Source organism: Prevotella corporis DSM 18810 = JCM 8529 (assembly GCF_000430525.1).
GTDB classification, from domain to species: domain Bacteria; phylum Bacteroidota; class Bacteroidia; order Bacteroidales; family Bacteroidaceae; genus Prevotella; species Prevotella corporis.
Map to the genome: position 1 here is coordinate 57,954 of NZ_AUME01000010.1, position 26,009 is coordinate 83,962.

General features: G+C 38.9%; 24 protein-coding genes and 1 pseudogene. 9 read left to right on the forward strand and 16 right to left on the reverse strand.

Going from position 1 to position 26,009, the window contains the following annotated elements; genetic code table 11:
• Positions 1–238: 238 nt before the first annotated feature.
• The 5 genes from H515_RS0103405 to H515_RS0103425 all read right to left on the reverse strand — a co-directional run bounded on the left by H515_RS0103405 (position 239) and on the right by H515_RS0103425 (position 5,961).
• Positions 239–1,540: an NCS2 family permease gene (locus H515_RS0103405; protein ID WP_025875512.1), complete on the reverse strand. Its 1,302-nt coding sequence runs from the start codon at positions 1,538–1,540 to the stop codon at positions 239–241.
• Between the two features lie 38 nt (positions 1,541–1,578).
• Positions 1,579–2,352 carry an NAD(+) diphosphatase gene (gene nudC, locus H515_RS0103410; RefSeq protein ID WP_025875514.1) on the reverse strand — a complete coding sequence of 258 codons (774 nt, stop codon included), beginning with the start codon at positions 2,350–2,352 and terminating at the stop codon, positions 1,579–1,581.
• Between the two features lie 53 nt (positions 2,353–2,405).
• Positions 2,406–4,154, reverse strand: coding sequence for a bifunctional metallophosphatase/5'-nucleotidase (locus tag H515_RS0103415; RefSeq protein WP_025875516.1), 1,749 nt, complete (start codon positions 4,152–4,154; stop codon positions 2,406–2,408).
• Between the two features lie 97 nt (positions 4,155–4,251).
• Entirely contained in the window at positions 4,252–5,508 is a 1,257-nt protein-coding gene (locus H515_RS0103420) for a type IX secretion system plug protein (protein WP_025875518.1), read from the reverse strand.
• 12 nt (positions 5,509–5,520) lie between these two features.
• Entirely contained in the window at positions 5,521–5,961 is a 441-nt protein-coding gene (locus H515_RS0103425; protein WP_025875520.1) for a hypothetical protein, read from the reverse strand.
• Positions 5,962–6,178: 217 nt separating this feature from the next.
• Between H515_RS0103425 and galE the strand changes: the two genes are divergently transcribed.
• Together galE and H515_RS0103435 are read left to right on the forward strand one after the other, a co-directional pair.
• Positions 6,179–7,216: a UDP-glucose 4-epimerase GalE gene (gene galE, locus H515_RS0103430; RefSeq protein ID WP_025875522.1), complete on the forward strand. Its 1,038-nt coding sequence runs from the start codon at positions 6,179–6,181 to the stop codon at positions 7,214–7,216.
• Between the two features lie 191 nt (positions 7,217–7,407).
• Positions 7,408–8,085, forward strand: a complete 678-nt coding sequence (locus H515_RS0103435; protein ID WP_081410113.1) for a DUF4840 domain-containing protein — start codon at positions 7,408–7,410, stop codon at positions 8,083–8,085.
• 83 nt (positions 8,086–8,168) lie between these two features.
• Here H515_RS0103435 and kdsB read toward each other — a convergent pair whose 3' ends face one another.
• Both kdsB and H515_RS0103445 read right to left on the reverse strand, forming a co-directional pair.
• A complete protein-coding gene (kdsB, locus tag H515_RS0103440; protein WP_028901584.1) occupies positions 8,169–8,915 on the reverse strand; it encodes a 3-deoxy-manno-octulosonate cytidylyltransferase in 747 nt (248 codons plus the stop codon).
• Positions 8,916–9,211: 296 nt separating this feature from the next.
• The gene (locus H515_RS0103445) at positions 9,212–10,189 is read right to left on the reverse strand and encodes a GNAT family N-acetyltransferase (RefSeq protein WP_025875526.1); all 978 of its coding nucleotides are present in this window, start codon (positions 10,187–10,189) and stop codon (positions 9,212–9,214) included.
• Between the two features lie 91 nt (positions 10,190–10,280).
• Here H515_RS0103445 and H515_RS0103450 point away from each other — a divergent pair, with 91 nt between their 5' ends.
• Genes H515_RS0103450 through H515_RS0103460 form a run of 3 tightly spaced genes read left to right on the forward strand, consistent with a single transcriptional unit; the run spans position 10,281 to position 12,179 of the window.
• On the forward strand, positions 10,281–11,060 hold the full coding sequence (locus H515_RS0103450; RefSeq protein ID WP_028901585.1) for a Rossmann-like and DUF2520 domain-containing protein: 780 nt from the start codon (positions 10,281–10,283) through the stop codon (positions 11,058–11,060).
• An 11-nt stretch (positions 11,061–11,071) separates the two neighbouring features.
• Positions 11,072–11,590, forward strand: coding sequence for a KdsC family phosphatase (locus tag H515_RS0103455; protein WP_025875528.1), 519 nt, complete (start codon positions 11,072–11,074; stop codon positions 11,588–11,590).
• A 13-nt stretch (positions 11,591–11,603) separates the two neighbouring features.
• Positions 11,604–12,179, forward strand: a complete 576-nt coding sequence (locus H515_RS0103460) for a Maf family nucleotide pyrophosphatase (RefSeq protein ID WP_025875530.1) — start codon at positions 11,604–11,606, stop codon at positions 12,177–12,179.
• A gap of 16 nt (positions 12,180–12,195) precedes the next feature.
• On the opposite strand, the pseudogene H515_RS0103465 reads toward H515_RS0103460, so the two are convergent.
• From H515_RS0103465 to H515_RS0103475, 3 genes and pseudogenes are all read right to left on the reverse strand, one after another.
• A pseudogene (locus tag H515_RS0103465) lies at positions 12,196–12,723 on the reverse strand (cob(I)yrinic acid a,c-diamide adenosyltransferase); the annotation flags it as partial.
• 30 nt (positions 12,724–12,753) lie between these two features.
• A complete protein-coding gene (rlmH, locus tag H515_RS0103470; protein WP_025875533.1) occupies positions 12,754–13,224 on the reverse strand; it encodes a 23S rRNA (pseudouridine(1915)-N(3))-methyltransferase RlmH in 471 nt (156 codons plus the stop codon).
• 65 nt (positions 13,225–13,289) lie between these two features.
• Positions 13,290–13,625: a DUF4491 family protein gene (locus H515_RS0103475; RefSeq protein WP_025875535.1), complete on the reverse strand. Its 336-nt coding sequence runs from the start codon at positions 13,623–13,625 to the stop codon at positions 13,290–13,292.
• 187 nt (positions 13,626–13,812) lie between these two features.
• Here H515_RS0103475 and H515_RS0103480 point away from each other — a divergent pair, with 187 nt between their 5' ends.
• Complete coding sequence (locus H515_RS0103480) at positions 13,813–15,561, forward strand: phospho-sugar mutase (protein WP_025875537.1); 1,749 nt, start codon at positions 13,813–13,815, stop codon at positions 15,559–15,561.
• A 75-nt stretch (positions 15,562–15,636) separates the two neighbouring features.
• On the opposite strand, the gene H515_RS0103485 is transcribed toward H515_RS0103480, so the two are convergent.
• The 4 genes from H515_RS0103485 to H515_RS0103500 form a co-directional block, all read right to left on the reverse strand.
• Positions 15,637–16,941: a zinc-ribbon domain-containing protein gene (locus H515_RS0103485; RefSeq protein ID WP_025875539.1), complete on the reverse strand. Its 1,305-nt coding sequence runs from the start codon at positions 16,939–16,941 to the stop codon at positions 15,637–15,639.
• 39 nt (positions 16,942–16,980) lie between these two features.
• Positions 16,981–17,691 carry a glycoside hydrolase family 25 protein gene (locus tag H515_RS0103490; RefSeq protein ID WP_025875541.1) on the reverse strand — a complete coding sequence of 237 codons (711 nt, stop codon included), beginning with the start codon at positions 17,689–17,691 and terminating at the stop codon, positions 16,981–16,983.
• Positions 17,692–17,834: 143 nt separating this feature from the next.
• A complete protein-coding gene (locus H515_RS0103495; protein ID WP_025875544.1) occupies positions 17,835–18,653 on the reverse strand; it encodes a hypothetical protein in 819 nt (272 codons plus the stop codon).
• Between the two features lie 32 nt (positions 18,654–18,685).
• On the reverse strand, positions 18,686–19,750 hold the full coding sequence (locus H515_RS0103500; protein ID WP_025875546.1) for a LacI family DNA-binding transcriptional regulator: 1,065 nt from the start codon (positions 19,748–19,750) through the stop codon (positions 18,686–18,688).
• 204 nt (positions 19,751–19,954) lie between these two features.
• Here H515_RS0103500 and H515_RS0103505 point away from each other — a divergent pair, with 204 nt between their 5' ends.
• The 3 genes from H515_RS0103505 to H515_RS0103515 are packed head-to-tail and all read left to right on the forward strand — an operon-like array spanning position 19,955 to position 24,808.
• A complete protein-coding gene (locus tag H515_RS0103505) occupies positions 19,955–23,473 on the forward strand; it encodes a sensor histidine kinase (RefSeq protein WP_051274635.1) in 3,519 nt (1,172 codons plus the stop codon).
• A 2-nt stretch (positions 23,474–23,475) separates the two neighbouring features.
• Positions 23,476–24,198 carry a DUF5932 domain-containing protein gene (locus tag H515_RS0103510; protein WP_025875548.1) on the forward strand — a complete coding sequence of 241 codons (723 nt, stop codon included), beginning with the start codon at positions 23,476–23,478 and terminating at the stop codon, positions 24,196–24,198.
• The gene (locus H515_RS0103515; protein ID WP_025875549.1) at positions 24,188–24,808 is read left to right on the forward strand and encodes an AbgT family transporter; all 621 of its coding nucleotides are present in this window, start codon (positions 24,188–24,190) and stop codon (positions 24,806–24,808) included. Before H515_RS0103510 ends, H515_RS0103515 begins: the two co-directional genes overlap by 11 nt.
• 37 nt (positions 24,809–24,845) lie before the next feature.
• Here H515_RS0103515 and H515_RS15280 read toward each other — a convergent pair whose 3' ends face one another.
• Together H515_RS15280 and H515_RS12870 are read right to left on the reverse strand one after the other, a co-directional pair.
• Positions 24,846–25,388, reverse strand: coding sequence for an acyltransferase family protein (locus H515_RS15280; protein ID WP_025875551.1), 543 nt, complete (start codon positions 25,386–25,388; stop codon positions 24,846–24,848).
• Between the two features lie 304 nt (positions 25,389–25,692).
• Positions 25,693–26,009 (reverse strand): transposase (locus H515_RS12870; RefSeq protein WP_036891471.1); only part of this gene is annotated, 317 nt, incomplete at its 5' end.

Genomic DNA, 26,009 nt, shown 5'->3' on the forward strand with positions numbered 1-26,009 from the left:
TATTGCCGAAAAACAAAGGCTTGTAGAACTTTCAATCAGTTTTTAGCGGACACCAATAGTTGTCTTACAATATTCAGATCTGGCAAGCAAATTCAGGAAAAGACAAGGAGGTAGAGAACGGAAATCAATAGCTTAGCTTTTGCTTTCTAAAAGGTCATCTTTTGTCTTACGAAAGATAAGCTTTTGGATCACGTTTCCTAATGCCTCCCTTCTCATTGAAAGGAATTTATCTTTTTTTCTATCCCAATATGAAATTCAACACGAAAAGAACGCTGAGAATGCAAAGCGTCCAATTCAGACTCTGCCATTGTTTAGTACAAAGTTTCATGATGACAAAAGCAAGAATACCAAGACAGATTCCATCGGCAATAGAGTAGCAGAGTACCATTGTTATCATGGTGATGAAAGCTGGAAATGCTTCGCTGATGTCATTGAGATTGATTTTCTTGACTGAATCAATCATCAAAACGCCAACCATCACCAAAGCACCGCTGGTTGCTGCACTTGGAATCAGCAGGAATATGGGTGAGAGGAGTAGGGATATCAGAAACAGACAGCCTACAACTAAAGACGTCAGGCCCGATTTTCCGCCTTCTGCTATGCCACTTGCACTCTCAACATAGGTGGTCAGTGTGGAGCTGCCGAGCATGGCACCACAGGTTGTGCCGATAGCATCGCTCATCATCGCCTCTTTTACATGAGGGATGGTGCCGTCCTCCTCGATGATACCTGTCTTGTCTGCAAGTCCCATGAGTGTTCCAATAGTATCAAATATGTTGATGATGAGCAATGAGAAAACCACTAATGCAGTTTTGAGACTCAACAATCCTGAAAAATCGAACTTGAAGAAGATGGGAGAAATATCTTGTGGTACAGAAACTGGTAACCAACCTTCGGGAATATTTGTTACCCCCATCGGTATTCCCAATATTGTTGTGGCTATGATGCTCCAGAAGAGTGCTCCTTTTACGTTTCTTGCCATAAGGATGCCACTGAGCAAAATGGCGAATATGCCCAACAAGCAAGGTGCCGTGAACGCTCCAAGCCCGATAAATGTTCCTTCCTTCTGTACGATAATCTCTGCATTCTTCAATCCTATGAATGCAATAAACATCCCGATTCCGGCAGAGATTGAGTACCTGAGGTTGGTTGGGATGGAATCCAAGATCATTTCGCGGACATTAAAGAAAGTGATAATGATAAAAGCCACACCCTCTATCAGCATTATAGCCAAGGAGTGTTGCCACGAGTAGCCCATTGCCTGACAGATGGTGTAGGCGAAGAAGGCATTAAGGCCCATTGACGGTGCTTGCGCAAAAGGCAATTTAGCCATAAATGCAAGGAGAATAGTTGCTATGGCGGAAGCCAATGCCGTTCCGGTAAACAATGCCCCTTTGTCCATTCCTGTTGAGGAAAGGATGTCTGGGTTTACGGCAAGGATGTAACTCATTGTCAGGAAAGTGGTTGCTCCGGCAATGATTTCTGTACGGAGCTTCATAGTCTTGTTATTGAAGCCCAGAGCCTTTTCAAGAAAATTCATAAATGATAAATTGAACAGTAGTTACTAAATACGTTTTATTAATAATTGTTTTCCAACCAATTGTCAATCAGTTTGCGTGCTATCGACAATTTCTCAGGTAGTGTAGGCAGATTATCTTTACGAAACCATGCCCCTTTGGACAATTCACTCTCTTGTAACTTTATTTCTCCGCTCACATAGTCAGCATTGAATCCCACCATCAAGCCACATGGATAAGGCCAAGTTTGCGAGCCAAAGTAGGTCAGGTTTTTAATCTTGATTCCTGTTTCTTCCATCACTTCCCTATACACGGCCTCTTCAAGCGTTTCGCCTGTTTCTACAAAGCCGGCAACTAATCCGTAGAAATCAGATTTGAAGTTCTTTGCATGTACAAGTAAAACTTCATCCTCTCGGTGAATGAGTACAATTACGGCAGTAGCAACTTGCGGCCATATTTCTCTTCCGCAATTCGTGCATTGTTTGGAAATCTCGGTATGAAGTTTCATTGGAGAGCCACATTTTCCACAAAATTGTGTGTTTTGATTCCAATAGAGCAGCTCATGACACTTTCCTGCTGCCAGATATAAGTCACCTTGTAACTTGTAATAGCTCGCCCTCAAGTTACACATTTCAAAAGAAAGATCATTCGTGACGGGGGTGTCAATGTTCAGCGCCCTTACTTCATACCCGTTGATGGTAGGGGAGACTTTCATCACTTGTGTCCATGACCTCAAAGCAACAGGAGATTCCTCTGATAGCGGAATAGAATACCCTTTATCGGTTTTCTCCAATAAAAGGTCTGATTTACAAAATATAAACCAATAATATTCCATGACATTCATATTGCTTTCGTTGCACAGAAGAAGGATTCTTTATTGATGGAGCGCTATTCTCCAAATAAGATTTTTTTATCTCTTTTGGCTGCAGCCTTCACCCACTTTTCTGGAATAAATTTCCAATTATTGAGTGGTTTTGGATTCATTGTCTTGGCTTTTTCTATCTCTTGCATGAGATAGTAACGTTGATCGAGCTCACTTCTCCATATCACCCTGTTCTTCAATGAATCTTGTGGAATTCCGGCACCTTTGGTAAGAAGTTCTCCTCCACCATTTCCTCTGTAGCTATTCACTGCCACTTTATATAACTTCTTTTCATTAAAGGGCTCACCATTACTCATTCTCAGAATGTTGACCTTCTTTCCTTCCGGCTTGGTGACATCAACTTCATAGTCTATTCCGGCAGCAGAGTCAAAATTAAACGAGAGGTTCTTGAATCCCAATCGTTGTGCGTCGTTCTTTGTATTTGACAGCAGTAGGAGATGGTCGTCAGGTGATTTCATTGTGTTTACCCAAAGGGAATAGCTCATCTCAAGATGTTTTCTGATTTCCTCTCCCGTCAATTGCATTACATATAATTGATTCTCATATTTGTAGAGCTTAAACATGTCTGCAACGGTTATAGGCCCTTCTTTTATGGAAGAATTGAACTGTAATGGTGCGTTGAATGCAATGTCTGCATGAGTGATTTTCAATTCCAATTCCAGAATCAAGTCGTTGAATGCCGAACTTCCAAAATAGCAGTCGTTAGAATAGATTGTTTTTTTGAATGTACCGATTTCCCTCTCTGTCCATGTTCTTACATCTTCAATGTTTCGTTGAAAATGGCTTATAAAGTCGGTGTCTATGGGGAGCGTGCTAATATCTACTAATTCTCCCTTAATGTTAGAAATATCATATTTTTTTTCCGTATTGTCTTTCTTTTGTTTAAGCGTAATTGTGGCTACGCCCACCTTCAGCGCATTATTTGCCGGGTTGAGGCAAATTACTTGTTTCCCCTCCGAATTGGTAACGGTGGCATTTCTTGTCGTGTGGTCATGTCCGAAGAAAATAACGTCAAATCCTGCTACCTGTTCAGCTATCATCTTTGAGGCATCCTCCATATATTCTGGAGTTTCTATGCCTCCATCCCATCCTGAATGGAACAAGCCAACAACGACGTCTGGATGTTCTTTCGTCTTCACTTCCTCCATTGTTTTCTTGGCACAACTAATCATCTCCTCAAAATGGAGTCCTTCCCATAAATTTTCTTCCAGCCAATTAGGAATAGCAGGAGTTATCAAGCCAATCACGGTAACTCTCACTCCGTTGGGTTTCTCTATTGTATAATAGGGCAGTACATAAGGTTTATTCGTTTTTGTATCAATGATATTTGCCCCGATGACGGGACATTTTAATTCACTTATCCATTTGTCATATACCGAATGCCCTGTTTCCACATCATGATTGCCCAATGATGCAACATCATATTTCATATAATTCAGGATGCTTGCTGCTATGTTCTCCTGTTCTTTTTTTATGTAGTTATAGTAATACGCAATTGGCTGCCCCTGCAATATATCCCCATTCTCTAATAAATAAATATTATCAGGATGAGCTTGTTTTCTCAACGAGTTGATATAAGTTGATACACGTGCCATCGACCCATTTGTTTCTTTCCGTTTGATAAAATCGTATGGGAAAAAAGAGCCATGAACGTCAGTAGTCTCAACGAGTTTTATTGTAATTTCATTGTCTTGTGCAAAACAATTTGAACCTGATAGAAGAAATGCCATAAAAGCAATAAAAATTCGATACATATTAAATGTGTTGTAAACCAATGTGCAAAAGTACAAATTAAAAAGAAATGTAGGAAATATGTTTAATAAGAATGTTCCGAAGATTTCAGATAGGCAATCATCTCGCAATAAAATTAACAGATTTATATCCCACAAGCCTATCAGTGCGCGCTCCTTGCTCCCGATAGTAAATTAGTGCCTGATATGAATTTTCTGTCTGAAAATAGCTCCCCTCAGATGTTAGGAAATGCGACTTCCCGTATTTGTCTTTTTTTAAGAATTGGTAGCTGTAATATCCGAGCTTGAGGGGAATCTCTAAGTGGTATAACATTTCTGACTCATTGAATGTTAGTTTATACTTATCAGAAAAATCTCCGTTAGTCCAATCTCCGTTCACGAAAATGTCCCCGTCAGGAATATAGGGGCTTTTCAATTGGAAATGAACTGTCATGTAATCGCTTTCCGTTTCGCTATTGATGTTGTCAGAGTTGCGGATGAGAAATGAGCCATTAGCATCTTCATCGAAAAGATAATTAGGTCGTGGAATAGAAATAAACGGGTAGGCATGGAACTCCTGTCCGTCCCAATAGATGTGTTCAATTCCCATTGTTGCTACGCCAGTGGATAGAATCTCAAATTTTCTATACTCATTGCCGGCTAAGAAAATGTAATCCTGATTGTGAATCCATTTAAGCCCGTCGCTCATGACATACTGGGGTTTTGCGTTCCATCTTGCTATGTCCCATCTTTTGTTTTGTAATAGAACTGTCTTTATCTGCTCATTTGGATTGGTAATAGGGTATTTGCCATAGTTCAGTTCCATTTCAACTTGCTGATGTGAATTGTTGATGGTAGCATCGGTGCTGGTAGTCACCTGTAGGGCAATACCCATTCCCTTCTCCTTCGGCTCGGTAATCATAAAACAAGCTCGGAATACTTTCTGATGAGAAGAATCAAATACCGTCAAGATGTAATTGCCTGAAATCTTGGGGCGGCATTTCTCATTGGGAATATTGAGGTGGTAATGAGTATATAAGGTATTAGTAAGGGTTGATTCCTGAATGTCATCAATCGTATTGTCGGTTGCAAATCCTTCAATAAAATCGCTCTCGAAGAGAGACGATGACATCTGCCAGTTCGCCTCGCAATGCTCTACAGAGTATGTATAACGATGGTATTCATGCCCCATATCATCGAAATCAACTGACAGTGAGCCATTGCCTAACTCCATGACAGGCAAGGATAGCCAATCCTTATTGGCCACAACCTGCAACGACCTTATATTGTCTTTGAATATTTGGTGCTGTTGTGCTAAGGAGGCCGAGTATTTGAACAAAATCAGGAAGAGTATTATCGCCCACTTTCTAATCTTCATTTATTTCCTTCCCTAATCTTTTATTAAGTCGTTCAAAAATTCATCTAACTCCTCATTGAGTCCTGGCATCAAGTCGCCCCCAATTATTATAGTATCGTCGTCTGCTAAGTAGAGTTCGCCTATATTTTCTCCGTCTTCGTTTTCTAATACAAAACCATAAGGCTTCATGATACCAAGATTGTCAATTGAATCTTTAAGCCTGAGCAGTTCTTGACGAAGTAAATTAGTAGCATTCTCTTCAAAGTCTGCATTTTTACTTTCAATCCATTCGTCAATAACACATCGTGTGATTTCTGTTCCATTGTCATCAAATGCCATTAAGTCCCCACTATCTGGAGAAACACGCAAGTGTAAATCTGTCATGAAACTTGGTTCATCTATATTGGGAAACTTTTGGGCTAATTTTCTTAGGAAACGCTCAATCTGTTGTTGTGTTTGTTCTTTAACTATCATAGTTTAAAGTTTTGGAATTGAATATAAAGCAAAGATAATAAAAGTTTTTATTTTGAGACATAATTACATTTGTTTTTTGATGTTTTCGTCTTTATTTGCTCAAATACATACCTTTTTTGTTATCTTTGCAGAAACTTAAATGATACATAAAGATTATTATCTTACTTTACTCTCTTTTTTAACGATATTTCAAAAGCATATATTAATTCAAAATAAGATGAAACAAACGATTTTAGTTACTGGTGGTACAGGATTCATTGGCTCACATACAACCGTGGAACTGATAGAAGCTGGCTACAATGTTATTATTGCCGACAATCTCTCCAATTCGAAAATCGAAGTGCTTGATGGCATAGAGAAGATAACAGGTGTGCGCCCTGCGTTTGAAAAAGTTGACCTTGAGGATAAGGATGCAACGGAAAAGTTGTTTCAAAAATACTCAAGTATTGAGGGAATCATCCATTTCGCCGCCTCGAAAGCAGTGGGAGAGAGTGTTCAAAAGCCACTGATGTACTATCGCAACAACGTTGTTTCGTTGATAAATCTTTTGGAATTGATGCCTAAGTATGATGTGAAAGGTATCATTTTTTCAAGTTCATGTACTGTTTATGGGCAACCAAAGCCGGAGGACCTTCCTGTAACAGAGGATGCCCCACATCAAAAAGCGACATCACCCTACGGAAATACTAAGGAAATCAACGAGCAGATAATTCTTGATTACATTCATAGTGGTGCTAAAATCAAAAGTATTGTATTGCGGTATTTCAATCCAATCGGTGCGCATCCTACGGCTTTGATAGGCGAACTTCCCAATGGTGTCCCAAACAACTTGATTCCTTATGTGACCCAAACGGCTATGGGCATCCGTGAGCAGCTGACAGTCTTTGGCAACGATTATGACACAGAAGACGGAAGTTGTATTCGTGATTACATCTATGTAGTGGATCTTGCCAAGGCCCATGTCGCCGCAATGACAAGGGTGTTGGATAAGGAAGCAGAACCAATTGAATATTTCAATATTGGTACAGGCAAAGGTAATTCAACGCTTGAGATAGTAAATACCTTTGAGAAGGCTACTGGCGTGAAACTTAATTGGAAATTTGGGCCTCGCCGCGAAGGAGACATTGAAAAAATTTGGGGTGATTGCACCAAAGCCAACCAAGTGTTGGGCTGGAAAGCCGATACCCCTCTTGAGGATGTTCTTGCCAGTGCATGGAAGTGGCAACAACGCCTCCGTGAGGATGGGGTGATGTAAAGTGAAACAACCGAAACAAGAAGATACATACGTTTGTTTTTACACTTCATTAAAAAGCAAAGAACGTCTTGACAGCGAATTGTCAAGACGTTCTTTTGTTGATGGCCTATTATGTTAAATTCAGCCGCTTTAGAACAATATACTTATGTTTGATTCGTTAACAAAGTAACTAAATTCAAAATAAAATATTTATGAAATACAGATCGTTTCTCTTTTTGTTTTGTGTATTGTCATGTTCGTTCTTCTCTTGTAGTACAGAACCTGCTGAATTTATCAATCCATATATATTATCGACGGATGTTCAAAGACATATATCAGACGGTATCAGTGGCATCTATCATGGAAAAATGACAGTCTTGTATTGTGACACCACAGTAAAAAAAGTCAAGAAAGATGAATCGTGGGTTATCCCAATGCATAAAGATTCTGTCCAACAATTCAGATATTCTGTTGGAGGATACGAGAATCAATATATTGTTATGCATGGTTTCCCTATCAGCATGATTTCCAAAACAGTCAGTGATCCTGATCTGGCTAATGCGCTTAGCCACAAGCCCAACCTCGATCTGAACGTTAGATATAGCATCCTCCCTATTTCAGATAATAAAAGTAGTAAGGAAGGACAGATTCGCCTTGAGGCTGTTCCTGTGACATTCTCGGTATATTATGGGAACATCGAGCAACTTGTAACCATAACATTCTCATCGTCGCAGCGATATGATGTTTCCGCCGATGATAATAGTTGGAACATTGACAACTTGCAATTACAAGTTGACAACTTGTTAGTTGATGGGAGAATAGTGCAGAAATATGATTCTTGGGAAGAAAGTAGGAGTAAATTCTGGATAATATGCAAGGGCAAGAGATGAATAACTCTCAAGCACCTGCAATCTTTTTTAATCTCATGCCTTTATCCTTCTTCCGAAGTTTGCATACGTTCTCCTTGGGTTCTTTAACCCATACTCGTTGCCAGAAAGGTCTCTGCCCTGTCTAAATCGTTGGGAGTGTCTATTCCGACGGTCTCAATATCTGTGAGCCCCACTTTGATTTTATAGCCATTTTGCAACCAGCGCAACTGCTCCAATCCTTCTGCAAGTTCCAAGGAAGATTGGGGGAGTTGGGTAACTTCCTTGAGAACCGAGGTGCGATAGCCGTACAGTCCAATATGTTTTAGGAAAGGATAGGCCTCAAGCCATTCCTTTTCCTCCTTTCCCCTAATGTAAGGTGCCAATGCACGGGTAAAGTACAGGGCAAAAGAATGGTTGTCAAGGATTATTTTGGGGGAGTTAGGGTTTTTGGCAGCTTCTAATGTGTCGAATTGCTTGCCCAGTGTTGCTATCTGTGTGTCAGCATCTTCAAAGCATCTCACCACAGTTTCAATCTGGCTGGGATGGATAAAAGGCTCATCGCCTTGAATGTTGATCGCCACATCGAAATCCTCGTGTATTTTTTCAAGTGCCTCAGCTATCCTGTCCGTTCCACTCTGATGGTCGGAACGTGTCATGATGACGTTTGCCCCAAGGTTTTTCACGGTGTCGAATATGCGCTGGTCGTCGGTGGCTACATAGACATCGTGCAGCACTTTCCGGACTTGTTCGACCACTCTCTCTATGACATATTTCCCACCCAACTTTGCCAATGGCTTTCCGGGGAAGCGGGTAGAGGCATAACGGGCTGGTATGATTCCTACAACTTTCATTTATTGATGGTTATTTAAAGGTGAAATCTGAAGATTACCACCGAAATTGTTACTTAATGTGGAGTTTAGAGCCACCACCATAATTAAAAGCAAAGGTAATATAAGTTTGCTTAATAGACAAAAGTAAATGACGAAATGTGTGTGGCTACCTCTCTTTGCCTACTATTATCCATCTCAGTTTGTCTCACTTGGTTTTTAATACTTTATAAAAATCGTTCGTTTGCTTGGTAATGTAGGGAGGTTTCAGCCAAATTGCCGAGTGGGGAGTCCATGCTGAGAACCGATTTTGTGTGCCTTTATATTCTATAATACCAAAAAAGAAAATTATTAATCCAAGGCATTGAGAAATGAAACCATCGGTATGAGCTGATAGGCTTTCCTCCAAAGCTGAGCATGAAATTACGATACTTGCTGTGTTTGAACGGTAGGCCGATATTGAGAATTTGAATATGCTCTCTGCCTTGTTGATAAGCCATTTGAATTGCATGCCAAATGGTGGCATGATGCGGATAATGTAGGAGATAACGCTTCTTCAAAGCCGTGTCGTACCATAACATTGCGTCTTTTCCTGAATCAACAACCAAACTTCCTCCGATGATTTTATCCTTATAGATTGTCACGTAGATGTGTCCGTTAATACTCTGACCTATCAGCAAGAAGAGTTTTTCATCTGGAATGTGTCTTTGTTTCCTGAACCGATAGTACGATTTGACAAGGCGATAGAGCTTTTTTATCTCTTCGTCGTTTTGTGCCTCACGAGTGACGATTCCCGTTTTATAGGCACGGGCAATGCGGTAGAGTGTCTTATCTTCGGCTCTTTCCTCAGGTTGCTTGCTATGAAGGGAATTATGAATCTGAGTCCATGGCACTGGAAAGAATCTCTGTTTGCGCAGTGCCTTGTAGCCAAACATCTTCTTTGAGATATGACTTATTTCAATGTGTCTGCATCCATGAGCCTTCAGATATTTTACGAGGGTATTAATCAGATCAGAGAATAGTTGGCTTTTGTCTTTGAAAGAGGTGTTATTATCATAAGTTCCCTCACCATAAATACGTGCATGGTCGAATAGATGGAAGGGTAGGAAAGTAAATCGATGGCGGATGATGGCTAAGATTTGTCCGTAAACTTTTCCGCTTTCATCTTGGGCGATAGCCATACAAGGAAACATACGTGGGGTATGTTCTATCATCCAAAACAATTCCTGGCTATGAAAAAAGTTGCTACAGTCCAGTTGCGGAAGTTCCTCACTATTTGTATAAACCCTGATTTCCATTTCTCCTTATTTGCAAAAATAGCAAATGTTTTCTAAAAAAGCAATTTGCTCATTGTTTTTTATTGCTATTTTTATTAATTTTGTCAGTATTATGAAGATAGTGTTAGTAGGTGCTGGCAATTTAGCCACTTGTCTTGGACGCGCCTTGATGACCGCCCAACACGAGATATTGCAGGTTTACAGTCGGACTATAGAGTCGGCCAAAGCACTGGCTGATATCGTAAACGGGCAGGCGGTCAACGACTTGTCCCTCCTTACTGATGCGGCTGAATTGTATATCTTGTCTTTGAAAGACAATGTTTTGGAAGAAATCATACCCCAAGTGTGTCAGGGAAGGGGAGCGAAAGTTTTCATTCATACGGCGGGCTCTATGCCTTTGGACTGTTTTAAGGGCTTTGCCGAGCATTATGGAGTCTTTTATCCCATGCAGACTTTTTCCAAGAGTAGGCCTGTCGATTTCCATGAGATTCCCGTCTTTCTGGAAAGTAATGATGAAGAGACACGGAGCATCATGGCTTCTTTTGCTCGAAGTCTATCAGACAGGGTGTATTATTTGGAGACAGAGAAGCGAAAATATCTACACCTTTCAGCTGTTTGGGCTTGTAACTTCGTGAACCATTGCTATATGATGGCATCTGATATATTGCAGAACCACGATATTCCATTCTCTGTTATGTTACCATTGATTGATGAGACTGCACGTAAAGTGCATTCGATCGCACCCAGGACTGCGCAAACAGGACCGGCAATTCGATATGATGAGAATGTAATCAACAAACAATTGGAGCTGATGTCAGAAGATGAACTTGGAAAACGACTCTATCAGCTGATGTCTGAAAGTATTCATGAGAGATTTGGAAGTGATAAGTAAAGAATGGAGCCATGATAAATTATGATTTAAAGAAAGTACGTGCGATAGTTTTTGATGTTGATGGGGTCCTTTCAGCCAGTACGGTCCAAATGGACCGTGACGGCGAACCAATGAGAACGATGAACATCAAAGACGGTTATGCCATCCAGTTGGCTGAGAAGTTAGGTTTGAGAATTGCCATTATGACTGGCGGGCGTAACAAGGAGATTCAGCGGAGATATGAGTATTTGGGAGTTGAGGATGTTTTCCTGAATTGCTCTGTGAAAATTCGAGTTTGGAATGACTTTGTTGAGAAATATCAACTTGAGGATGACGAAGTTATCTATGTTGGTGACGATATTCCTGATTATGAGGTGATGAAAAGAGCAGGCTGCGCTTGTTGCCCCAAGGACGCCTCGCCCGATATTAAAGAGATTTCAGATTATGTTAGCGATGTTGTCGGAGGCTATGGCATGGCACGTGATATTATTGAGCAAGTTCTGCGAGCTCAGGGAAAATGGGTGATGAACGGTAAGGCCTTTGGATGGTGAAGATTAACAGACCATGAGTTTTAGAGATTATCATATAATTTTGGCAAGTAATTCACCGCGCAGGAAGGAACTTCTTGCAGGATTGGATATCGATTTTGAAGTTAAGGTTTTGCCGAATATAGCTGAGGATTTTCCGAAAGACATACCTGCTTCAGATGTTGCCCGGTATATCAGTATGGAAAAAGCCTTTGCATACAAGAATTTAATAAAGGAAACCGACCTCGTGATAACTGCTGATACGGTGGTAATAGTCGGTGAGGAGATATTGGGAAAGCCCATTGACGCTGCGGATGCAAAGAGAATGCTGACCACTATCAGTGGAAAAAAACATCAAGTGGTTACGGGAGTGTGCTTCACAACTACACAATTTCAGCATAGTTTCAAGGTTTCGACTGATGTTACCTTCAAAGAATTGTCTGAAGAGGAAATGGATTATTACATAAAAACCTACAAGCCATACGACAAAGCAGGTGCTTATGGTATTCAGGAGTGGATCGGGTATGTGGGAGTAACTGAGTTGATTGGCAGCTATTTCAATGTCATGGGCCTGCCTGTACAAAGAATCTGGCAGGAACTGAATAAAATATAGGTGATGGGTGTTGAACTCATTTGTCTATTCCATTACGGGAAATGAGACCTTTGGTCGTGTAATAGTGTTTGACTTCCTGCATATCCGTCACTAAATCCGCATAATCGATGAGAGATTGGGGCGCATATCTGCCTGTAAGTACTACTTCAACCTTGTCTGAACGATGTTTGAGTGCCTCCAAAACCTCATCAGCTCCTAAAAGTCCCATGTGCAATGCGATGTTGATTTCGTCGAGAATGACTACGTCCGACTCACCTGACGCCAATTCTTGTGAACATTTTATCAACCCTTTCTTCGCTTCTGCTCTATCGTTCTCGTTAGGTTTGCGGTCGAGCATGCAGCCACAACCAAATTGTTCGATAGAGATGTTGTCGATAAACTCGGTGATGCGTGTCTCATTGTACTTCATCGACTTGACAAATTGTCCGATAAAGACTTTCTTACCTGCCATGAGTGCACGAATTGCAAGACCAAAAGCAGCAGTTGTCTTGCCTTTTCCGTTGCCTGTATATATGTGAACCTGTCCTCTTTTCATTGACGTCCTGTCTGATTTTCCTCTCCTGTTTCGAAAATTTTATTCATGATGGTATGGCTCACCCTTAATAATAGAACAAGCCCTATATAACTGTTCTACAAAAATGAGTCGTACCATCTGGTGGGAGAAAGTCATTTTCGATAGTGAAATCTTTTCGTTTGCCCGCTCATAAACTGCGTGGGAAAAGCCATAAGGACCACCGATTAGAAATGTTAACCGCTTGGTTGAATTCTGTTTCTTCTGTACCCATTGTGCAAATTCAATAGATCGGTATTCCTTCCCATGCTCATCAAGTAGAACCAAAGTGTCAGAAGGCTGCAGTTCTTTGAGTATGAGGTCACCTTCACGCTCTTTCTGTTGTTCTTCTGTAAGCTTTTTGGTGTTCTTGAGTTCGGGAATAGTGATGATGGAAAAGGGAAGATAATGTTCTATTCTCGAAACGTAATCACTTATACTTGCTATGAAATGGGCATTAGTCGTCTTTCCTATCAGAATTAACGTTACTTTCATTTGTTTGTAGTTTCGATATCGTCGCTTTTTATTATCAGCCTTTGTTGTATAGCCGATAAATGGGTTCATGCCCTTTCATCAATATTCTTATCATATTCACGCGAATAATCGTGTTGCCTTTTCTTATTCATTGGGAACCATCCTTTTTCTACTCGTTTTTTCTGAGCGAATAGCTCTCCGATCCCCCATAAGAGCGAAGCACCGGTGACACCTAATAATGCCGACCAGAATGTGTTTTTTATGAATAAAGCGAAAATACAGCATGACAACCCTGATATCAGCCATATAATCCAAGGCTTTGTACCGAAATAATATTCAGTTTTGATAACTAAAGGGTGGAAAACTCCTATGATTAGAAACGTACAGATGGCGAGGATTACTCCCTCGAAATAGAGTTGCATTATAATATTTGGTTTTGTTTTGTCATAATTTCAATACTCAGCATACAATTTCAGTCTGGAAATGCCTTATATATTATAGATGAATGATGTGCAAAAATACAAAAAAATACACAATATTATAGAGATATTCAAGATTAATTAAGTATATTTGCAGTAATAAACAAATTAATTATATCTTAGGAAAACTATGCAGAATAATCAGGAACTTATTACTCAGTGCGAGCAGAAAGCACAGCAGTGGTTGACACCGGCTTTTGACGAAACTACACGAGCAGCTGTGAAGTCGATGTTAGATAGTGAGGACAAGGACACTTTGATAGAATCTTTTTATAAGGATTTAGAATTTGGTACGGGCGGACTTCGTGGAATCATGGGAGTAGGCTCTAATAGAATGAACATTTATACTGTTGGTATGGCAACCCAGGGCTTTGCCAATTACCTCAAAATAAATTTCAAGGACAGGAAGGAAATCTCTGTAGTCGTGTGCCATGACTGCCGAAACAATTCACGTTTGTTTGCTGAAACAGTTGCAAAAATCTTTTCTGCCAATGGTATTAAGGTGTATTTGTTTGAAGACTTGCGCCCAACACCAGAGTGCTCATTTGCCATTCGTCACTTTAAAGCTCAGGCTGGTGTGAACTTGACAGCAAGTCATAACCCTCGTGAGTATAACGGCTATAAGGCTTATTGGGAAGACGGTGCGCAAGTGCTGAGTCCGCATGACAAGGGAATTATTGATGAGGTAAACAAGGTGAAGGTTGAGGATATCAAATTCGAAGGAAATGATGACCTTATCCAAATCATAGGTGAGGATGTTGATAAAGTTTACTTAGAGAAGGTTAAGACAGTGTGCATCGACCCTGAAGTAATCAAGCGTCAACATGATCTGAAGATTGTTTATACTCCATTGCATGGAGCTGGTAGGGTTTTGATACCGAAAGCTTTGCGTTCATGGGGGTTCGATAATATCCATTGTGTTGAAGAGCAAATGGTCGTAGATGGTAATTTCCCAACCGTCGATCGCCCGAATCCAGAGATTGCTGAGGCTTTAACTTTGGGCCTAAGAGATGCTAAAAAGTTGGATGCTGATATCTTGATGGCTTCAGACCCAGACGCCGATCGTGTGGGAATGGCTTGCAAAGACAGCAATGGTGAATGGATTTTGATAAATGGAAACCAGACTTGTTTGCTCTATTTGTGGTATATTATTACTAACCGTAAGGCGGTCGGTAAGATGAAACCTACTGATTTCATCGTAAAAACAATTGTCACTACAGAGGTGATTACCGAGATTGCCAAGAAGCAGAACATAGAAATGCGCGATTGTTATACTGGTTTCAAATGGATTGCACATGAAATTGCCATTTCTGAAGGAAAACAACAGTTTATCGGTGGCGGTGAAGAAAGCTACGGTTTCATGGCAGAGGACTTCGTGCGCGATAAGGATGCTGTGAGCGCCTGTGCATTGTTGGCTGAGATATGTGCTTACGCAAAAGACAAGGGCAAAACTCTGTATGACTTGTTAATGGACATCTATTTAGAATACGGATTCAGCGAGGAATATACTATCAACGTTGAGCGTCCTGGAAAGTCAGGCGCTGAAGAAATTCAGCAGATGATGAAGAATTACAGGGAGAACCCTCCAACAGACCTTGGTGGCAGCACTATATGTACATGGAAGGACTTTTTGAAGCTCGAAGAAGTGGATGCTGACGGTAATAAGAAAGCATTGGTTATGCCTGCAACAAGCAATGTCCTCCAATGGTTCTGCACTGATGGTACAAAGGTAAGTGTTCGTCCATCTGGAACAGAACCGAAGATTAAGTTCTATCTTGAAATTAAAGACACTATGAAAACAGCCGAAGACTACAAAATCTGTCGTGCTCGTGCTTGTGAAAAGATTTCAGCAATAAAGAAGAGTTTAGGATTAGATTAACTTATTATTATTGCTGTCTGGTAAATTTTATCGGACAGCAATAATTTTAAATCTTTATATATCTCTCTATTCAGTTTATTGCATCCAATTAATTGATGTTATTTTTCCTTCTTTTACAGTTGCTCTTATCGTGTATTTCTTTTGAGCAGTTCCTCCCTTGCGCTCGATAACCAAACGCGCAGGTATTATTACATGTTGCTCTGTAGTAGCACCATCTACTTTAACATTGTTTACCTCTGCAGGTTCACCAAGATGCCAATTTAAGGTTTTCACATCTGCCTGATATAACTTTTCGCGCATATAATCATTAATATCAGTTACTGTTGAACCACTTTTGCCAAGAAAATTTAATGATGACGCAACCGTGTTTGATATTTTTGAGGAACTTTTTGTGTTGATACCTTGCAAAAATTCCCTTATACTCTTCACGGCCAATTTTGTTTCGTCAGGCGATGCTGTGTCATCAAGAAATACTTTTAATTTCTCATCTGCTTCTTTGTTGTGTTTTCCGTTGGGCATACGTTCCTTATAGCCCAAATAGGATGCCTCTGTATTGATTCGAACCGCCTCATCCCATGCCAAATCATCTATTTTTTTCAGAATCTTAGTCCTATATGGAGAATTGGGATTCTTGGCCAAATACCTTTCGTACTCCTCCTTAGTAGAGAAATAATTGATTTTCTCTAACTCACCTTTTACCTTTTGAAGTTGTTCAAGGTGTGCTGTTATAATTGATTTATGACTTTGAGGCGCATTGGGAAAGTCATCTAAGTATTGTTGTAAAACAGCTTCTTCTTTACTACTTACTGCTATGGCATACTCCTTTTCTTCATTTTTCGTAGTCCCTTGATTATAAAAATGCAATAATATGGCACTGATGATAGTTGCAATAAGAAAAGATACCAACAACGCTATATGATTATTCTTATGTTTTTTTTTGATAACGGGTTGTTCTTCCTTCAAGTTCTTAATTTCTGATGCTTCATTGTCTAATAAGACAAATTCATCAGGAATAATTTCAGCAACAATGGCATCGTTATTTGATTCCGAAATATCGGAAGATGCGGAATGCTCATTTTCCTCACATAGTTCAATTACTGGAGCTTCATTCGAATTTCCGATAGGTTTTTTTTCTGTGGTTGGTTCAACTACAGTTTCTTCATCGTCAGATATTTCTTTTTCAGTTGTATCTTCTTTAATTGGGGTAAACTTTAATACTTCTGAATGATGACAATTCGGACACGATCCCTCTTCTCTCAAATAGATCTCTCCACAATTTGAGCATTTCAGTATATGTCCTGCAATTTCAATACCACAACTTGGGCATAGAGGAGCTTTATCACTTACCTGATGACCACATTCCGGACACTTAATTATCATTGTCTATAGAGGATTCATTAATAATTTAACAGAAAAGTTCTAATTTCTTCTCTTGGGGAAACGGATTTCTCTCATGCTATGCCTTCCCATTAATCTACTCTTGTCAACATAGCCGTTTACTCCATTAATTCTTCCCTTACCAGTGTATTGCCATGCAAAAATATCCCTTCCATCTTTTAATTCTGGCTCTCTGGTCGTATATTGGGCTATAAATAATTTATAATCATCTAACGCTCCCATTAAATGCCGATTATAGAAATTGGTATAAGTGTAAACTAATGGCCTTACACCATATTCTCGTGTCATTAAAACCAAGAATTTTTGAAGACTATCTCTTAGTGCATAGGAGCTTAAACCGCTTGTCGTCTCAACGTCAACCATTGGGATTAAATCTTGATCTTGGGGCCTACATTGCGCACGAAAATTTCGCAATTGTTCAACTTGAGGTACTGTCGGCCTGTAAAAGTGATAAGAACCGACATTCATTCCACATCGTTGTGCTGCAGCAATGTTTTCGAGATATCTTTGATCAATTCTAGTACCCCCTTCCGTAGCTTTCAAATATACGTAATTAAGTTTGTGATTACTGTTCTCCGCAACTTTTTCCCACCAGACATCACCTTGATAATGACTCATATCCAAACCATGTATGTGATTACAAGTATCTTCGCACTGAATATAATATTGGGCTTTTACCCCGATTACGGAAACAATACCAAATAAAAAAAGAAATAATCGCTTGCTACTCATGATTGCAAAGGTACAACTTATAATTGACAATATAAAAACAGCCATGAATTTATTGGAAATTTCATGATTATTTTAGTAAAATTTTGCTTACTAAACTTGTTCTTTCCAATATCAAATGAATAATAATTGATTTTTTTGCTTCATTATTCTTCAATCTCTGACAAGCTTTTAATGAAATTATTGATGAAGTTACTTGTTGTTTCTATGGGGGCATATTCAATGTATCTTAAGCTGCGCCTAAGGTTCTTGCGTAATACAGCGCCATTATTGCGGACAAAACCTGCTGAGTTTTGCTTGAAATGCCATTCTTCCGTTGTATCTTTAGCCAAATTTAGCACGGTCTTGATAGTTAGTTTATAGGCATTCGGCTCTTCTTTTATCACAAAAGGTAATTCATTTTGCTCAAAACCAAAGAATGCTATCAAAATGCTTCCTTGCAGTTGTGCCATTCTTATCAGCCTCAAGCTAATGAGCCAGCTCTCAAGCTTTATAAAATCAACTTTATCTCCTTTGCTTCTTAAGAATTGTCCAAGCTTTATAATACCACCTAAGCTAATGCCATGATTTAGCATTGCATTCGTATTGAACACGATTAGTTTAAGAACATCCAATGCTTCAACGGAAGTGTCTATACTATGACGTTCCCTATCTATGATTTTTCTTAGTTTTTTATTGAAAAATTTATTACTTAACGCAACTATATTATCTTCTTGTCGGGCAATCTTACTTTCAGAAACACCCAATGATTTTTGTATTTCATCCACCAACCCTGAAGGAATATTAAGGTTTTCATCGTCAGCATTAGCATTCACACCACGTACAAATAAGTTGACAACATTTTGTTCTTCAACCATTAGGAACAATCTACGCCATTTAAAAGGGGACATTACTTCTATCCTGGATTTGTCATTAAATGCCCCAGACCGAATAATATTAAAAAAATTTCGTAGAATAATATCCATTTTTAGATGATGATTCAATTGAAAAATTTACACTAAATTCTCATTCGATGATAGAAATCAATATTCTCTTTCGAGAGTAGTTCTATCGGCATATAGTTGATGGGTTGAACATTCTTTTTTAGAACAATAGCTCTAAACAACGCATCTACGCTCGAAAAACCTTGTTGAAACGCATGTTGGGCAATGAGAAAAGAGATACTGCCTTGTCGAAGACATTTTGCATTCTTATGCACAACATCATAGCCCATAATCTGTATGTTTCTCCTTTTGGTGTTCAATAAAAATTCCCCCACAATATGCGCCTTCGAGTTCAGAGTTATACAATGATGAATTTGAGGATGTGATTGAAAGAAACTTTCCAAAATGTCTTCATAACTCTTTCGTTCTTCGTCAAGAGGGAGATTAACTTCGATAATCTTTACCGCAGGAAAATACTCGTTCATGTAATGTCTAAAGCCTACTTCCCTGTTTTCTTGTTGTGTACTAGGGACCTTTCCATCCTTAGTTTGCTTCATTAACATAATGGATTTTTCATCCTTTGCTATTAGCATTAACATCTTTGCGGCAAAATAGCCACTTTGAAGGGAGTCTTGTCCATAGAAAGACAATGGATTTAATTCAGAGAGATACGAATCCAAAAGAACGAAGGGAGTGCTGTTCTCGTGTAATTGATCTGTAAATCTCTTGGTATCTTTCAAATTTGATGGTACCAAAATAACCCCATCAGGATTTTCTTTTAGGCAGTCTTCATAATTTTCTTTGAAAGAATTAGAGTTCAACCTGCTATAAAACTTAAAGGCAATGTCTAACTGAAAATCTCTTCTGAACTCAATAGCTTTTGTAATACCAAGTTCAATTTCCTCCCAATAAGCCTCGCTTGTATGTTTGGGAAGTAAGCAACAAAACCTATAGCTTTTATTATATGCTAAGGCGCTGGCATAAACATTTGGCTTATAGTCCATTTCCTTCAGAGCTTCCTCAACTCTTCTTTTGGACTCTTCCGAGACATTAGGCCGCTTGTGCAATACCCGGTCAACCGTCCCTACGCTAACACCAGCCCTGGCAGCAATATCTTTTATTCTTATTTTTCCACTCATTCGCAAGCATTCTATTTACTTGCAAAAATAGCAATAAATATTTGATTTTGCTAAATGAATTGTACTCTTTTGATTGAAAGATTTATAAAAAATAAGGTTTTTATTGAGTTTTGCAAAAACTTTTGTATTTTTGTGTCAAATTACAAAGTGAATAAGCCTAAGAAAATTCAACAATCAGGCATACTATCTTTCGCCTTTTTTCTCATGATAGTATGTTCCATTTTATCAGCATGCTCACATGTTGACCATGAATATATTGATATTTTAAACAAGCGTTCCTATTCATTTCATTACCGTAATTTGGATTCCACCCTTTATTATGCCACTAAAGCGTATGAATTATCAGGCAGTTACGATGATGGGAAAGCAGAGGCATTGAATAATTTAGCTTTTGTAAACATCGTAAAAATGGAATATGATGCAGCATTCAACAAATTAAATTCTTTAGTGGGAATTACTGATAATCAAGTTGAATTGCTGATCGCGGATATTCAGATGATGCGTCTTTGTCAGAGACAGTCACGTAATAAGGAATTTTATGATTATCATGAAAGTGCCTTGCGAAGGGAACATAGAATTGAAGAGGAAGAGTATTCTCTTTCCGAACACCAAAAGGCACGCTTGGTCTATGCAAGGAGTGAGTTTTATATAGTAACCTCAACTTACTATTTTTATGTGGGGCTTGAAGAGCCTTCTGTGAAAGCGTTACAAGCTATCAATCCTGTGGGGGAAATTAAAACTGACACAGCCCAGTATATTAATTATCTTTACAATTTAGGGACAGGAGGGATAGTTAAAGGTAATAACCAAGAATACATTAACCAACAGGAATTTGACTTCTTGATGCGTTGCTACTTAATATCACATCAGTTAGGATATAAACCATGGGAGGCCAACTCACTGCAAGCTCTTAGCGAGAAACTTATAAGAGACCGATATCGAAGCAAACTTTTAAGAGATAATCAACCTGCAATAAAATATCTTAACCCATATGAAATGCCAGACAGTCTGTTGGCTGGAAACATGGCCCAACGAGCATTGGAACTGTTTGAAGACTATGGGGATGTTTACCAAATTGCAAGTACGTATCGTACTTTAGCCTCATGCTATTGGCAGATAAAGGATTATAAATCGGCAATTATTTGTCTGGAGAACGCGCTTTCAAAGAACAATTCCATACAAAAGACCCCCGACCTAATAGCATCTATCAGAGAACAATTGAGTGTCGTCTATGCAGCGATTAATGACAAACAGGGCAGTGACTACAACCGAAATATTTATCTTGATTTGCAGGAACAAACCCGTCAGGATAGGTATTTAGAGTCGCGCGCCGGACAATTGGAAAAGACTTCCCGCCAACTTAATATCATGATTTGGGCTGTAGCAATATTGATTGTTTTAATAATTCTTTTACTTTGGCTTTTTCATTGGATGCGTAGAAGGAGAAGTAGTGAGAGAAATTTAGACGAATTGCTCCATCCTCTCAATTTATGGAGAAAGAAGAATGAAAAGGAGTTGGCGAAAATGAATGAGACGTATGAGAATATCCAGGAGACATACGGCATTAGCAAAGCTCATCTGATTAAAAACAAGAAGATGAATCTGGAGAAACGAGCAAAAGTTTCCCTTGTGAATGTAGTTACACCTTTTATCGACCGCATGCTCCGGGAGATACGTCTGTTAGAGAATCGCCAAGAGCCAATGTCTTTACGTGAAGAGCGCTATGCCTATATATCAGAATTGACAAATATTATCAACGACTATAATGATGTCTTAACACAGTGGATTCAATTGCGCCAAGGGGAATTGTCATTATATATTGAAAGCTTTCGTTTGCAGGACATCTTCGATATCGTAGAGAAAGGTAAAACTGGTTTTGTTCTTAAAGGAATATCCTTGGATGTTCAACCAACCCAAAATATTGTAAAGGCAGATCGTTCACTTACACTGTTCATGATTAACACCTTGGCTGATAATGCCAGGAAATTCACTGATAAGGGTGGAAAGGTTACAATCTCGTCAGAAGAATATCCTGAATACATCGAAATTTTGGTTTCAGACAATGGTTGTGGAATCGAGCAAAAGGTATTAGATCATATTTTTGACCATAAGGTAATTGTAGATCAACCAGACTCTACATCACACGGATTCGGATTGGTTAATTGCCGTGGAATTATCAACAAATATCATAAAATAAGTAAGATTTTTTCTGTATGTGAAATATCTGCTAAAAGTAAACTTGGAAAAGGAAGCACATTCTCTTTCCGATTACCCAAAGGTATTCTTAGAGCGATTATTTTAACTCTTATCAGCATAATACCTCTACGAATAATGGCAGTGAATAATGCAGATTTTTTGATTGAAAACGGTAATCAAGCAGAAAATAACACCTTGAAAACGCTGGAATTAGCCAACATGTATGCCGATTTAGCTTATTATAGCAACATAAATGCGAATTATCGTAAGACATTGGCTTATGCAGACACGTGCAGGTACTTCTTGAACAAATACTATCTTCAGCTGCATCCTAATGGCTCTCACCTCATGAAACGATTGGCCAATGATTCTGAAAAGCCTGCAGAATTACAATGGTTCTATGATAACTTACCAACTAATTACAGTATCATCCTTGACATCAGAAATGAAAGTGCAGTTGCTGCATTAGCCTTACACGAGTGGGCACTGTATCGCTATAACAACAATGTATATACCCGTCTGTTCAAAGAAAATTCAGCAGACAAGAAATTAGGGGATTATTGTCGGATGATGCAACGCTCTGAGGCGAATAAGAATGTTGCCATCATTATAATGATAGTTCTCTTACTCTCAATTTTCCCATTTTACTATTTAATCTATTATCGTCATCAACTTTTTTATCTGTTCTGCGTCGATAAAGTCAAAGAAATAAATGGGATTCTTCTGAGCCATGTTTCTGCTACGAAAAAATTATCGGCAATCGACGAAAAGTTAAGTGATAAATTCCCAACCCAATTAAATTCGATTATCAGTAAAATTCAAGAAGAACTGAGAACTTCAATAAATCAGACAAATAAAAGCAAGTATAGCATTGAAATTGCCGAAGATGAATTACATAGGATTCAATACGAGAACGAGCAACTGCATGTTAGCAATAATATTTTAGATAATTGCCTTTCAGCCCTCAAGCACGAGACGATGTATTATCCTTCACGAATCAAGCAATTGGTTGAAGGTAAAGACGCTCATTTGCAAAATATTGGCGAACTTGCCATATATTACAAAGAACTATATTCGTTGCTAAGCCTTCAAGCCATGAGACAAATTTCGACTCAAAAATTCATTAACAGAAAAGTTTCTGTTCGAGAATTTTTGCCAGCTAAAATAGAAACCAATGGATTGCCTGTTGATACCACCTGTGTTTTAGGAGATGCCGATTTGCTAAGGTATCTTTTCGAAATACTTAGACAACAGTCTGTAAATAATACACTCAAAGTATGCATCGAAGAAGAACAGCAAGATTATATCGTTTTCCACGTAACCATACGAACAAAAAACGCTTCTGTTGAAGATGCTTCGAACTTGTTTTCCCCAATGACAAAAAACATACCATACCTGATTTGCCGTCAAATAGTAAGGGAGATTGGTGAATCCACCAATAGGAGGAGATGCGGTATTATAGCTCACAGTGCGGAAGACGAAATCATTTTGGATATAGCATTATCTAAAGCAAAATATAAAAACTAAATATGGAAAAATTTAAAGTTATTATCGTAGAGGATGTGCCGTTGGAACTCAAAGGAACAGAGGGTATCTTTCGCAATGAAATACCTGAGGCCCAAATTGTTGGTACGGCTGAAAATGAAACGGCTTACTGGAAACTCATCAAGTCGGATGTGCCAGATTTAGTGCTGTTGGATTTGGGACTGGGTGGCTCAACTACCATTGGTGTTGAGATATGCCGTCAAACCAAAACAATGTATCCAAAAGTGAAAGTCCTGATCTTCACGGGTGAAATCCTGAATGAAAAACTATGGGTAGATGTGCTTGATGCTGGAGCTGATGGTATCTGCCTGAAGAGTGGGGAATTGCTTACGCGTGGCGATGTTATCAGTGTCGTCAATGGAAAACGAATGGTGTTCAACCAACCAATTCTTGAGAAGATTGTAGGGCGGTTTATGCAGAGCGTCAATAGTCAGTTGATGCATCAGGAAGCCCTTATCAATTACGAAATTGACGAGTACGACGAACGTTTCCTACGCCATCTTGCATTAGGCTTTACAAAGGAACAGATTACCAATCTCCGCGGAATGCCTTTTGGAGTGAAAAGTTTGGAAAAACGACAGAACGAATTGGTTCAAAAACTATTTCCTGAAGGAAAGAGTGGTGGCGTGAATGCCACAAGATTGGTTGTTCGTGCTTTGGAGTTGCGCGTTATTGATATTGATAATCTGCATCCGGATGAAGAATAAAATTGGGCAGATAGCTTTGATTCTTGCAGTTTTGCAAGTATTGCTGGTCTTGGTTTCTTGGCTGGTCACAGCGGCATACCCAGATTTAAGCATACGCTCATTGCTAAGTGGAGAGGGAACTCGGTGGTTTTTTTCTCATTTTATAGATAATCTTACAACAAAATTTCTTGTATGGATACTGCTTGGAACAATAGCTTATGGCGCATTAACCACCAGTGGGTTGTTGAGAGTGATATTAAAATCTGCCAAACTATATTTTCATTTTGGCAAATTACATTATCGTGAGCGTATAGGATTACGAATGGTATTAATTGAACTTTTTATTTTTATCATTATTGCTGTGATGCTCACTGCATTTCCACAAGCCGTCCTGCTCAGTATAACAGGCAGTCTTTTCCCAAGTAGTTTTTCAGAAGGGCTTTATCCTTATGTTACTTTTGCGATGATTGTTTGTGGACTTACCTACGGTGTTGCGGCAGGGCATATAAAGACCACCGTACAAGCGTATGACACTCTTTCAAGTGGTTTGGTGATATGTGCCAAACTCTTTCCCCTTTATATATTAGGCTGTGAGTTGTTCTATTCTATATTGTTTGTTTTTCAGTTGTAGTTTTAAAGGAAACCACACGATTTGTGCAATACAAATTTTATCTTGAGCCTAACATGAGACTGCGTGTCAATTTGTTCTTTTCTAACATATAAGTTATGAGGTATGTGATTGACAATATTACAACAGTTTCCAAGATAACCATTCCATATCCAAATTCTTCTCTATGTGGCACGTGTGGTAATATAAAATTATTGAAGAACATAGTGCTAATAATATAGATACCAATGCTCTTTTGTCCAATCTTACCCAAAAGCATAGAAGTGTTCTTACCTATATGATTATATGTAACTCTTATTATGATCAAAGCACATGTTGCTCCTACCAATCCAATCGCATATCGGAATATGTCAATACTTAATTGGTGAAGATTTATTTCTGGTTCGAGTTGTTTAAGATGCTTTACTATTCCTGTACCACTTATGTATATATAATCTTCGTTGGTATATGACATATATAATCCTACAAATGCCACAAGCAATAACAATGACAAGATAATCTTTATCTTATTGCCGAAAGATGCTATTTTGTTTGTTAGTCCATATTTATTAAACAAGTATCCTATGACAAAATAAGGATACATATATACTTAGAGAGAAATTCCTAATACTTCTGGTAATAATAATGCAAAAAGACCTAAAGACACATAGACAATTATATTATCATTAAAATATCTGTGAACGACTAATAATGCCATGCTACACCAAAAGATAGCCCACAAGAACCAAATTGAGTGTAAATAAGTAACAAGCTGATAACCAATGGGATGCCCCCCCACCACATATTATATGCGCATCCATTATGAGTAGATAAATAGAGTTCCAAATTATTATCGGTAAAACCAACTTTGTGAATCTTGACTGGTAGTGTCCTTAAAAGTGTGTAATTCATCTTTCCTTTCTCAGTACTTCCACTGTTATTTTATTCTTTTCTTTCCAGTTTTTGAATTGATATATTCTCCTTTCATATGTTGTCTTTGTTTCCTCCATCGCCACGGCTGCCAGGAGGAAGATGACAGACTTCTCTGATGGCATGGATGTTCTCATTTGGATGGTTCTCCTGTACTTCCTGTTGAGCCTTTCAATCCAGTTGGTCGTATATATGCACCTCTGCACTTGGGCCGGGAAGTCCATATACGTGAAATAGGCACTGTTGCGTTCGGTCTTGTACTTTCTTAGTGCAGGATATTTCCTTTCCCATTTCT